We start from the raw sequence: 12,839 nt of genomic DNA on the forward strand, positions 1-12,839 counted from the left end.
CCTACCACCCCGCGGGAAGTGGATAAGTGCCATCAGGATTCATCGGGATATGCGTATCCGCCTTCGAGCCGGGTTTCCCGTCGAGTCCAATCGGCTGGCCACTCTTGTTATGGAAGCGCACATAGCCATCCGGATACCTGCCGGTCGAATCCATCACGCGAACCATGTCAGCATTTCCAGTCGACCCAGGCTTCTGCCACACGATTCCCTTTCCGTTATCAGCACCCCGCCCCACCCAATCGTCACCGACGCCAGAGGGACGCGAACCAAGATTGATGGCAGTAGGGCACGGTGTCGAATTGTGAACGAGTACCGGCGTCGAGCCCGCCAGCACATAGTACGTGTGGAGTTCAGCGACCGTGAAGTTGTGCACTGTTGCGGGTCGCGACTCACGCGTGACTGCCGAGATCCGCACCTGGGAGCCCGTCCCGGTCGAAAGGCTCTGACCGGCGATCAAGTCAGTTGAGTCAAGCCATTCGCCGAGTTCGGGAACCCAGAAGGGGTGGCCCGCCGTGGTGGTGATCTCGGCGGTTTCTCCACCGGATTCCCCGTCGGTGTCGACCTTCACGCGGACAAGATCCTTCTGTGCCGTGTCCTCGCGCGTCGCCGTTACCTCTCTGATCCGGGTCCTTCCGGTTTCCGGATCGGTGGCAAGTACCTTGTCGCCGGCCTTGACGTCCTCGATAGGTTTGGTCGTTCCGTCACCCATCAGGACGAGCGTCCCCGGTACGAAACTGTTGATCTCGCACATGTCGTCGATCTTGTCGATGACCTTGTGAGTGACCTTTAGTCCCTTAAGAACCTTGAATATGGGCACATCCAGAGCGGCGGCCCCGCAATCGGAAAGGTTGGGGCTGCCAAGGCAGCCCTGCCATGCTTCGACGTCCGGGCCGACGACGCCCACGATGATCGCCGTGACGACCTTCTGGGACGCCGACTGCTCGTACGAGACCAGGCCCAACTGCTCGGCGGCCCCGCAGAAACTGCTGCCCTGGTCCTCAGGGAGATAGCACTTCCCCTGGGCCCACTGCTTGAGGCGCGCTTCCTCGGTCTTGGCGAACGGGAAGCGGGCCGCGAGTTCCTGGGCTGAGGGGAGGCGCATGCCCGCGACCCAGGTGACGCCCTTACCGTCGGTCTTGATGTTGACGGTCTGGGCGGGCGTCGCGGGCTTGGGCGACGTGGTGGTCGTCGACGTGGTCGTGGTGGACGAGGTGTTGGGGTTGTAGAGGTAGTCCCCGTCCGTGTCGTAGCAGCCCTGCGTCGTGCAGCCCGGGCCGTGGTCCGGGGTCCAGGCCGAGCCCTCGTCCATGCCACAGCCGTCGCAGAACAGGCCCGATGGGTCGGACGAGCTGATCGGGCTGTTGTTGCTGTACGCGTAGCCGTTCATCTGGAGCGGGTCGGCGAAATCGATGACCGGGTCCGCCGAGATGAAGCGTCCGGCCGCCTGGTCGTACTCGCGGGCACCGATGTGGGTCAGGCCCGACGGGTCGTCGATGCCGACGCCCAGATACGTACGGGTGTTGGGCCACGACGTCTTGGTGCCGCGGATCTCTCCGTACGGCTTGAACGCGCGGCGGGCTACCGGCTGGGTCGCGCCCATGCCGATGACCGTGGTCGCCGTACCGAGGTGGTCGCTGATCAGGACGTCCAGCTTGTGGCCGGTCGCCGCGCCGTTCGTGGTGGAGCGCAGCACCATCGGGGCGCCGGGGTGGGAGTACGCCCGTGTCGCGCGAGTGATCTTGCCCGCCGCCGTCGTCAGCTCGGTCTCGCCGAGGTAGAGCACGCTGCCCGAAGGAGTGTTCTCCAGCAGGCGGTTGCCGGCGGCGTCGTAGACGTACTTGGTGGTGACGCCGTCGTCCGTGATGGTGGCGAGCTTGTTGTCCCGGGTCCAGGTCAGCCGCTGAGTCGCGGCCGGGAGGTCTCGGACCTCTGTGTTGCCCGCGGAGTCGTTCGTGTAGACGCTCCCACTGCCGCTAGGCGTGGAAGTCACGTACGCCAGTGTGTGCGGCTGGGTCTTGGCGGGGGGCGCGGTGCCGTTGCCTGCGACGGTTCTCCCGTAGGCGTAGGAATGGCTGATGTCCTTCGTCGAGTCGGCCGGGTTGTGGATCGTGAGTCCGGCCCGATTTCCGATGACATCGAAGGTGTAGCTGTCCCAGTAGCCCGTGGTACCGCCCGAGACGGTGCCCGCCAGGGGGGCTGCGCCGTTCAGTGAGGCGGTGAGAGCCGCGTCCGGGGCTGCCGTGTCGGCGACCGCGTTTGGTGCTTCCGCGACCGGTCCGCGTACTGCGAGGCCATCGGTGCGGTAGCCCCACGACGAACCGTCCTGACTCTTGCAGGCCGCGCCACCCGCCGAGGACGCCACGTTCGAGGTCCAGGCGTGCACGAGTTCGCCCATCGCGTCGTACGTGAAGCACTGGTTGTCGTTGGTGGACAGGCTTCCGTCGGTGAGCTTCTGGCCGAAGGAGGTGATCTTTCCCGCATTGTCGTACGAGTAGCGGGCGTCGCCGACGCGGTGCGAGTTCGCCGTCTCCCTGTCCACAACGGTGCGACGCAGCTGGCCGGTGTTGTCGTGGAGGAAGTTGGTGGTCCACACCCGGTACGGCTGCGGACCGCTGACCGTGCGCATCGCCTCGCCGTAGGCCGAGTAGGTGACGTCCGCGGTGTACCACGTGTCGCCGGACGTGGACTGCGGCAGTCCGTCCTCGTTGTAGCGGGTGACGATCTTCTCCGCGGCCAGGCCGCCCTTGGCGGGAAGCGTGGTCGTCAGTGGCTTGCCGGTCGGTGTGTAGGTGTGGGAGTAGGCGTAGGTGCCTGACACCCCGGTGGTCATCGTGTTCGCCGGGATGACTGTCTCGCTACCGGTCGGCCGGTAGCCGATGTCGTAGCCGGTGACGCGGTTGACGTAGTCGCCGCTCGCGTCGTGGCGGATCGAGGCGACCGGCAGGCCGAGCGCGGCGGGCAGCGTGTCGTACGTGAACTCCTTGACGGGCGCGGAGGTGGGGGAGCCCTCGCGGACCGCCGTCACCCTGCTGAGCACGTCGTACGAGGAGTAGACGGAACCCCGCACCGGGTCGGTGACGCTCGTGACCCGGTCGGCGGCGTCGTAGCCCGTCGTCGTGCTGCCGGTGTCCGGGTCCGTACTCGAGACGACCCGGCGGCGAGCGTCATGGACGAAGGACCAGACATTGCCCGCCGGGTCGGTGATCTTGTTCCGGTTGCCCCGGGCGTCGTAGTCGTACGACGTGGCACGCGACAGAGAGGAGCCGGTGTTCGTGTAATGCAAGATCTTCGTGACGCGGCCGAGGGCATCGGTGTACGTCTTCGTGGCGGGCTGAGTGACGCCGGCCGGTCGGACGTAGGTGGTCGTGTCCCCGTGCGTCGTCGTGTCGTTGTGGAGGAACTTCGTGCCGTGGTAGGTCGCCACCCGCACCGGGCGTTCGAGACCGTCGAAGAACGTCCTGGTCAGGCTCGGGACGAGGCTGTCCGACTGGCGCTTGAACAACGCCATGGCCGGCTCCCCCTTGGCCAGGTATCCGCTGGTCTGTTCCCAGGCCTGGCCATGGTCGTTGTACCGGGTGTCGGTGATGATCCGCCCCGGTCCGTGCGCCTGCGACTGGGTCTGGACGGGGCGCATCAGGCCGTCGTAAATGGTGACCTGCTTGGCGTAGCCTCCGTCGTCCTTGAGCGTCTGGACGGTTACGGCCGAGGGCCTGTTCACCGTGGGCGAGGCGTCGGCCATCTGGTACGAGATGATCACGTCCGCCGGCTGGGTGCCGGAGGAGCGCGCCGGGGACCAGCCCTTGACCAGTCGGCCGAAGGCGTCGTACTCGTTGCGCGCCGTACGGCCGTTGGCGTCGGCGATCGTCAGCGGCAGGCCGCGACCGGGGTCGAAGGTCGTGGTGTTCGAGTGCCCCTTGGGGTTGATGGTCTTGATCGCGGTGACCGGGCCACCGGTGTCACCCGGCGTGTACTGGGTCTCCGTGGTACCCACCAGTGGCTTCGTCACCTTGCGGATGCGGCCCAGGGGGTCGTACTGCATGGAGGTGATGACCGCGTACGAGGTGCCCTCGCCGTTCGTGTCGGCGACCGACGTGGCCAGCCCCTTCACCGGGGCCGCGCCGTACGCCAGTCCGTCGTACAGGGTGCGGGTCGCGCTGATCAGCTGGGTGGCTGGGTCCGCGGCGGCGTAACCGTCGCAGGAGGTGGCCGTCGTCCGCACGGCCTTGGTCAGGCCGATGAGGTGTGAAGCGGTGTTGTGCGCGTACTCGGTCTTCGTGCAGGAGTAGTCGCTCAGCGTCTCGCCGGTGCCGTCAGGCTTGACCACGGCGGTCTGCGTCTGGATGGGCAGGCCGTAGGCGGCGTCGTACTCGGTCTCGCTGCGCACCGCCTGCCAGCTGGTGGAGCCGACCGTCTGGATCGCGTCCGTCCGCTTGACTCCCGAGCGGTGCGCGAGCAGCGCTCCGGCGCCTCCGTCGCGGGTGCGCGAGGCCGTCTGCTCGGACCACGGCGTGTTCAGGGTCCGGGTCAGGACGGTGCCGCCGGCTCCGCTGTAGCTGATGCTCTCGGCGACCATTCCGGCGAACTGGTCCTGGTCGTCCGCGAGGAGGGTGACCTTGCCGGTGGAGTCCTTGACCGCTCCGCCCGCGCCCCGGAAGTAGCGGGTGACCGCGTACGACTGGGTCTCGGGGTCGGTGCTCTTGGCGCTCTTGGTCTCGTTGCCCTTGATCGTGGTCACCGTCTGGTAGCCACGCCATTCGCTGTACGTGCGCAGCTCGGGCTTGGTGAACTCGTCGTCACTCTTGCCCCATGCGGGGTCCGCGTACTTGTACTTGGTCACCACCCGGCTCGACACACCGGTGATCTTGTCGGTCTCGATCACCGTGTCCGCGACGTACTTGTTGAACCAGGCCAGCTTGGGCAGCTTCGCCTCGCCGTCCGGGGACCAGCGGACGGGGTAGCAGGTGCCGTGATTGCTCTCGGGCGCCACACTCGGCTGGACCTTGCAGCCGCCTCGGTAGATGACCTCGATGTCACCCCCGTGCTCGGTGGAAACGCCGCCGATGCGCGGGCGCTTGAACCCGGGGCGCTTCTCCGTGCTGGTGCGGGGAACGAGGTTGGGAAGTTGCTGATCCTTGAGGTGCTTGAGCGGGTCGTTCGGTCCGACCACGTACTTCTCGAAGCTGACACCGGACTTGGTCATGAGCGTGCCGGTGGTGGCTCCGGGGGCGTAGGCATAGCGCGTGATCGAGTTCAGCCACAGGCCCGGGGAGGTGTCGTACCAGTCTCTAGGAAACGCGTGGTTCAAAACGTACGTGTCGACCCGCTGCAGGCCGGTCGTTCCGGGGCGGTGGGCGAAGGTCTCGATCTTGCCGAGGCGCAGCCGGTTCCAGAACGAGGGGAAGGCCGGGCAGAGCTTGGAGCCGGACTTGCAGTTGAGACTGCCGGGGCTGTCCCACCAGGGGCGGTAGGCGGCAGGGTCGGCAGTCTTGTCGAAGTTCTCCGACGCGCAGACCGTGGCGCTCTGCAGGCATCTCTGAGCGAGAGAGAAGTTGACCTTGGCCGTCGGCGTGCCTCCGAGATTGTCGTCACGCAGTCCGTACTCGATCGAGTCGGGCAGCCCGCCCCGGACGTACTTCTCCGGGGTCTCGGTCTTCTTGTTGACCGCGTAGTAGTTCGTCGACTGGTGCCAGTTGACGATCATCGCGTTGCCGTGGACGTCGACGACCTTGTCCAGGCCCCACTGCCACGCCTGCTGCTTCGGGGTGTCGCTGTTGCACCGCGAGGCCGCGAAGGTCGACGCGTGGCAGGGCTCACCGGGGTGGTTGCCGAAGACGGGAACGGTGAACACCGATCCGGTGTCCGCGTGCCCGCCGCCGATCTTGTTCAGTCCGTAGAAGTACGTGGTGCCGTCGGTGGTGGTGACTTCCCAGTGCTCGCCGTCGTTGTCGCCGTTGGTGCCGCCCGTCTTGCGCTCGACGCGCGTGCCGTCGTCGTCCTTCGGGCGGTAGAGGTCGGGCTCGCCGGCTGCCGGCTCCCCCACACGCACCAGCTCGACCGTCTTGCCGCCCAGTGACATCACGGCGTTGTACGAGACCCAGCACAGGTCGGACGTCTTGGTGGTTGTGTTGTTGGGCGAGTCGCCGCCGACGTCCTTGGTGTCTTCCTTGCAGGTGCGGTAGCGGCGCTGGATATGGCCGGGGTCGTAGTCCCAGCCCTCACCGACCCAGGAGGCCTGAGGCGCGGATGTGGCGGTCTTGCCGTCGACCGCCTGAGAGTTGTAACCCAGCGCGATTTTCGGGGCGGGGCCGGCCGGGGCCGACGGCACGGTGATGGGGTACGACCAGGTGAAGGCACCGGAGGAACTCCCTGCCGCCCACTGGCCGTTGGAGATGAGCGGGGTGGCCTTGAAGGAGCCTCCCTCGCCCGCGCCCGAGTCCATCGCGGCGAGGACCGCCTTGTTCCCGCCAGTGGCGGCGGGCGTGACGTAGGCGGCTTGCATGACTCCGGAGCTCGTGTCCTGCGGCGCCACGACCGGGGACACACCGCCGTCCGCGGCCGTGTCCACCGTGGCTGTGATCGACTTGGCCGTCGGGTCGTTGACCGTCTCCAGCTCCTGATACTCCCGGCACGCCTCAACGGCGGGGGTCGTCAGGTAGCAATCGGGGAACTGGACGAAGCGAAGTCGGGAGGACCAGTCGGCACCGTAGAGATTCTGGTACGCCTGGTAATCGAGCTGGACGGCCACGGGAACCGCACCGGAGTCGGGCGCGGTCACTGTGAGCAGCGCGCCGTCGACCCCCTGCGAGACCGGCTCCGCACGGTCGGCGATCGACACCTGCCAGGTCCCCGTCGGCGCTGCCACGTCGGGCGCCTGACCGAGCTTGACCGGCAGGCCGTCGGCGGGCTGGAGCGCCACAGGGGTTGCCGTTGTCGAGCCGGTGGTGAACGAAGCGGGCTGGACGGCGGCACTGAAGGTGACGTCGCCGGTGCCTGCCTTGGGCGGGGTGATGGTGTCCGCCGGGGCCTGGACCAGGTTCAGAGGGGCTTGAGTTCCGATGCGCCCGAGGCCGGTGTTGCTGCTCTTCTCGGGAACGAAGCGCCCCTTTGGCAGGCTTTCGAGGACCAACGCCTCACGCGGCACCTCGTCACGGGCGGGGTCCGGCGGCAGGGCTATCGCCTGGGCCGGGAAGATCAGAGCGAGCAGCACGGCGCAGGCCGGCACCGAAACGGCACGCAGGCGTCGGCGTACGGACGGCATAACTGGCATGGAGAGTCCCCCCGGACGCTGGAACGGAGCCTGGGCGGAGCTCAAATGAACCCAGATCGGAAAACAGCGCGATTCTGCGGGGGTGTGCCGCTGTAAAGCGAGAGTAAACGTGATCAAGTGACAATGATCACGACATGTAGCGTCACAATTACCGCCTGCGGTCCCTTATTCCCGTCAAGACGTATCCAGGCTCCCCATATCCGGTGTTCTCATGTCGGAGTTCCGGAATGACTCATCGTGGCGCAATCGGCGTCTAATTGCCCGTCACTTCAGCGTGCTTGGGCGCGACTTGGCCGCATTTGGTGGCGGGACGCGTCTCGCTCATCACCGCCGTCCGGCAGTTCGGTCCGACCGACCACGCGGGGGCTCCGTCCCGGCTGTTCCGCCCTTCCCCAGAGCAGAAGCGTGACGGCTTCCGTCGCGTGAGTCATGATCTGGTCGCATTGTCAGCTGGTGGGGGGAAGGAATCGTGCTCATGACGAGCAGATGGCGCCGGATGCCCGGACGCCGGTCGCTCGCGGCTGTCGCGGCGGCCGTTGTAGTGGCCTCCGGACTGACGTACGCGGGACTGACCGAGTCACGGGACACCGAGGAGTCGGCGAAGCCGCGCGCCGCGCAGCCGCGTACTCCGCTGAACGAGGCGGATGCCGCGGTACGTGCGGCCAAGAAGCGGAAGCCGGTGGAGGCGACCGCGCTGCGGACGGCGTACTCCACGACGTGGGCCCAGCCGGACGGCTCACTGATGCGGCGTATCCACTCAAGTCCGATACGAGCCAAGACCGACGGCGTCTGGAAGGCCATCGACAGCGACCTGAAGCGGGTGGACGGCGGCTGGTCCCCCAAGTCCACGAACACCGCGATGGTGTTCTCCGACGGTGCCAAGAAGGCCGGTGCCAAGCGCGCGTCCCGCAGCTCCGTACGGAACGTCTCGCTGCTGCCGGGGGCCATCGTGCCAGGCACCGGTAACACGCTCGCCACGATCACCGTAGACGGCCACGACATAGTCCTGACCTGGCCGGAAACCATTCCCACACCCATTATTGACGGGCCTCGCGCGCTGTATCCGGAGATCCTGCCGGGTGCAGATCTTGTCCTGACCGCGGACGACAACGGTTTCGCCCAGCTGCTCGTCGTGAAGACCCGGGCGGCGGCCGCCGATCCGCGAGTGGCCCGGCTGGCCTACGGGCTGTCCTCTCCCGACCTCAGCTTCTCCCTGGACCCGGTGTCCGGGATCGTCAGCGCGCAGGACGAGGGCGGCAACGACGTGGCCGAATCGCCCACTCCCCTGATGTGGGACAACGCGGGCACCTCGGCGCTCACGGACGGGCAGGCCGGCGACGGTGCCACCTTGCCTCCCGAGGTCCTGCCCTCCGAATCGGCCGGCCTGGAACCGCCGGAGCCCGACGAGCAGGAGACCGCGACTCCCGAACCCACGGACTCAGTCCAGGACGGGGACGTGGACGACCCGTTCAACGAGGTGCTCACCGAGGCCACCGACGAGGCGCCGGATCCCTCGGCCACCGAACCGGCGTCGACGAATCCGCCCGTACCGGCTGAGCCGACACCGGAACCGTCGCAGACCGGCGCCGCCGCCACCCTCTCGCTGCCCGCCCTCAACGGGCCCCAGCCGGACTCGCACGGCTCACTCGTCGAAGCACACCTGGATGCCGGTGACTGGGTGCTCATCCCGGATCAGGAGTTCCTCGCCGACCCGGACACGGTCTATCCCGTCTTCATCGACCCCTCGGTCAGCAAGCACACAAACGACTGGACGACGGCGTACAGCAGGCACCCGAACGCGAAGTTCTACAACGGCAAGAACTTCAACAAGGGCGGCACGCACGAGGCCCGCGTCGGCTTCGAGTCCGACACCTGGGGCACCTCGCGTTCGTTCTTCACGATCGACTGGGACGACGATCTCGCGGGCGCGACCGTGAGCAAGGCCAAGCTGACGGCCCTGAACACCTACTCATGGTCCTGTCAGAAGCGCAGCATGTCCGTGCACCTCACGGGCACGATCAACTCCAAGACGAACTGGAAGAACGCGCCGTCGATGTCCGACGGCAACAAAATCGGCAGGGACAGCTTCGCGTACGGCTGGAAGAGCAGCTGCGGAGACGACTACGTCTCCTTCGACGTCAAGTCCACGGCCCAGCGCGCCGTCAGCAAAGGCTGGCCGACGATGACCATCGGCTTCAAGGCGACCGACGAGGACTCCCAGTACTCCTGGAAGAAGTTCCAGGCCAACGGCGGCAGCGACCCATATGTGGACCTCAGTTACAACCGTAAGCCCAACGCTCCCACCGGCCTGGACCTCGACCCGGAGCTGAGCTGCGACACGACCTATCCCTACACCACTCTCGGCGCCTCCTCATTCACCCTGTGGGCCAGTGCGAGCGACAGGGACGGCAACCTCGCGTCCGTCAACTTCGACCTGAGGCCCAGCAAGGGCGGCGCCAACATGCTCGGCTCCCGGAGCAAGGTGTCCGTAGGAAGCCAGAGCGATTCCGCACGAGTCCACAGCGAACCGTTCCTTACCGGCGGGACCTCCACGAGCAGCCTCAAACTCGTCAACGGTGTGACGTACTCCTGGCGGGCCAAGTCGGTGGACAAGTTCGGCGCTTCCTCGTCCTATTCCCCCTCGAAGCTACCGTGCCGGTTCGTCTTCGACTCCTCGGTGCCGTCGCCGCCCAAGGTGAAGTCGGAGCAATTCCCGGACGCGGACGCGTCGGACGACGGCTTCAACAACGACAGCGAGGACTCGACCTGGAGCACGGTCAAGTTCGGGACCGCCGGCTCGTTCACCTTCAAGGCGGCCCAGACGGACGTCGTCGAGTTCAAGTACGGCTTCAACCAGGGCTCCCCCACCTTCTCGGTGCCCCGCGCGGCCAACGCGCCCACCTGGTGGGGAACCACGGTGGACAACATCAAGCCGCCGCTGGCCGGACCCAACGTGCTCTACGTATGGGCCGTGGACGGAGCACAACACCAGTCCGCCCCCACGAAGTACCTCTTCTACGTGACCCCACGGGACAAGGCGGACGAGCCCGGTGACTTCACCGGGGACGACCTGCCCGACATGTTCATCGTGGACGGCAACGGCAACCTGCGGATGTACCCGGCCGAGGCGACCCCTGCCAATCTCGCCAAGGGAACCGGAGACATCGCGGCTTCCATGTCCGGCGCCTATCGCGGAAACCCCGCGAAGGACCCGAACGGGAGCGACGACGTGCCGGTCTACGCCTCGCCACCCTCGGCGTACTGGAACGGCTCGCTGATCACCCACCAGAGCGACGTCTACGGCGGTGACGGTCTGCTGGACCTCGTGGCACGCGTGAAGGGCCAGCTCTGGGTGTATCCGGGTGACGGCTACGGCGCGGTCAACATCGACAAGCGGCAGCAGATCCTGCTTCCGTCGAACGCGCCCGACCCGGCCGGCTACAGCCAGCTCGTTTCGTCCGGAGACGCGACGGGGGACGGCAAGGCCGACTTCCTGGTGACATCCGGAGCCGAGCTCTGGGCGCTGATCGGGTACAACGGCGCCACCATCGAGAAGGCCGTGCGACTCTCCTCCTCGGCATGGGAACCACGGGACATCGTCTCCGTCATGGACATCACGGGCGACGGAGTCACCGACCTCGTCTACCGCAGCGACGAGACATCGCGGCTGTACCTCCGCACCGGCAAGCCCGCCGCAGGCGGCGGGACCGACCTGGCCTCCCTCGGATCGGGAGCGGCTTCGGCGGGCGGCAGCGACCTGGTCTACGGCGCCAGTGGCTGGCACACCAGTAATGTCCGGCTCCTGCTCGGCACGCCCGACGTGAACGGCGACGGCATCCCGGACATCTGGACGATCAAGGCCGACGGCGCGGTGCGCTTCTACGCCGGCACCAGGGGCGAGATGGCGCACGGCGGCGTGCAGATCCTCAGCGTCGGCAACGGAGTCGGCTGGAAGAACAAGCAAGCCATCGGCTGAGTCATCAGCGGGACGACGCGGTCGGCATGACGGTTGCGCGGGCGTCGCCACACGTGCAGACGCTCGGCTGGGATGTCCAGGCCGAGCGTCTTGCGTGGCGGCGCTCTTCGCCGCCGTGTGTTCGTTCGCCGCGCGCGGGCGGTCAGACAGTCGCCGCCGTCTTGTTGACGTCCCGGGGCTCGGGGAGTGCCTCTGCTTCCCCCGCGTCGGCGGAGGTGTCGTCGAGGAGGGTTTTCTCGTCGAAGGGGGCCAGGCCTGCCAGCACCTGGTCGACGCGGGTCTTGTCGATCTCCTTCGTCCACGTGCCGATCAGTACCGTCGCCACCGCGTTGCCCGCGAAGTTCGTCAGGGCGCGCGCCTCGCTCATGAAGCGGTCGATGCCGACGATCAGGCCGACGCCGTCGACCAGTTCCGGGCGGTGCGACTGCAGGCCGCCGGCCAGGGTCGCGAGGCCGGCTCCGCTGACGCCCGCCGCGCCCTTCGACGCGACGAGGAGGAAGAGGAGGAGCGGGATCTGCTCCCCGAGCGACATCGGGTCGCCCATGGCGTCGGCGATGAACAGCGAGGCCATGGTCATGTAGATCATGGTGCCGTCGAGGTTGAAGGAGTAGCCGGTCGGAACCGTGATGCCGACGACCGGCTTGCTGATGCCCAGGTGTTCCATCTTCGCGATGAGCCGCGGGAGGGCGGACTCGGAGGAGGAGGTGGACAGGATCAGCAGGAACTCACGGCCCAAGTACTTGAAGAGCGTGAGGATGTTGAGGCCCGCGATGACGCGCAGCAGCGCGGCGAGCACGATGAAGACGAAGAGGAAGCACGTGACGTAGAAGCCCAGCATCAGTACGGCGAGGCTCTTCAGGGCGTCGAGACCGGCCGAGCCGGTGACGGCCGCGATCGCGCCGAAGGCACCGATCGGCGCCGCCCACATCACCATGGCCAGGATGCGGAAGACGAGCCGCTGGATGTGCTCGACACCACGGAGCACGGGCTGGCCGGCCTTGCCCATGGCCTGGAGCGCGAAGCCGGCGAGCAGCGCCACCAGGAGGGTCTGAAGGACCTCACCCGTGGTGAAGGCGGAAACGAACGTGGTCGGGATGATTCCGAGCAGGAACTCGACCGTGTCCTTGGCCTCGGCCGCGACCTGGCCCTGGCCCGCCTCCTTGACCGCGTCGGTCACCGCGAGGCTGTCACCGGGGTGCAGCACGTTGCCGACGAGCAGACCGATGGAGAGGGCGACGAGCGACATCACCGTGAAGTAGCCGAGTGCGATGCCACCGACCGCACCCACCTTGGCGGCCTTACGGACCGAGCCGATGCCCAGCACGATCGTGCAGAAGATGATCGGCGAAATCATCATCTTGATGAGATTGACGAAGCCGGTGCCGAGTGGCTTGAGTTCGACGGCCACACCGGGGGCTGCGAAGCCCACCACGATGCCGAGAAACACGGCGGCGATGACTGCGATGTACAGGTAGTGCGTACGGTCCCGCCTTGCGGCTGCTGTGCCTGCTGTGCCTGCCACGGGGGCCTCCTCGGAATTGTCCTGCGATACCCACGTCCCGATGGGTCCCGGCGACTATCCATCACCCCTGTGAC

At 67.0% G+C, this 12,839-nt stretch carries 3 protein-coding genes; 1 reads left to right on the forward strand and 2 read right to left on the reverse strand.

Annotation, left to right across the window (positions count from 1 at the left end):
* Position 1: 1 nt before the first annotated feature.
* Positions 2–7,267 (reverse strand): polymorphic toxin-type HINT domain-containing protein, encoded by a 7,266-nt coding sequence (locus J7E96_RS03900; protein ID WP_215127422.1) that lies wholly within the window; start codon positions 7,265–7,267, stop codon positions 2–4.
* Positions 7,268–7,742: 475 nt separating this feature from the next.
* Here J7E96_RS03900 and J7E96_RS03905 point away from each other — a divergent pair, with 475 nt between their 5' ends.
* On the forward strand, positions 7,743–11,243 hold the full coding sequence (locus J7E96_RS03905; RefSeq protein ID WP_215127424.1) for a DNRLRE domain-containing protein: 3,501 nt from the start codon (positions 7,743–7,745) through the stop codon (positions 11,241–11,243).
* Between the two features lie 142 nt (positions 11,244–11,385).
* On the opposite strand, the gene J7E96_RS03910 is transcribed toward J7E96_RS03905, so the two are convergent.
* The gene (locus J7E96_RS03910; RefSeq protein WP_215127425.1) at positions 11,386–12,765 is read right to left on the reverse strand and encodes a cation:dicarboxylate symporter family transporter; all 1,380 of its coding nucleotides are present in this window, start codon (positions 12,763–12,765) and stop codon (positions 11,386–11,388) included.
* Positions 12,766–12,839: the final 74 nt, after the last annotated feature.

Origin of the sequence: Streptomyces sp. ISL-96 (assembly GCF_018614035.1) — a bacterium.
Lineage (GTDB): Bacteria > Actinomycetota > Actinomycetes > Streptomycetales > Streptomycetaceae > Streptomyces.

Excerpts from the sequence above, each read along its gene's own strand:
- J7E96_RS03900 (WP_215127422.1), bottom strand. The coding sequence starts at position 7,267 with ATGCCAGTTATGCCGTCCGTACGCCGACGCCTGCGTGCCGTTTCGGTG.
- J7E96_RS03905 (WP_215127424.1), top strand. The coding sequence starts at position 7,743 with ATGACGAGCAGATGGCGCCGGATGCCCGGACGCCGGTCGCTCGCGGCT.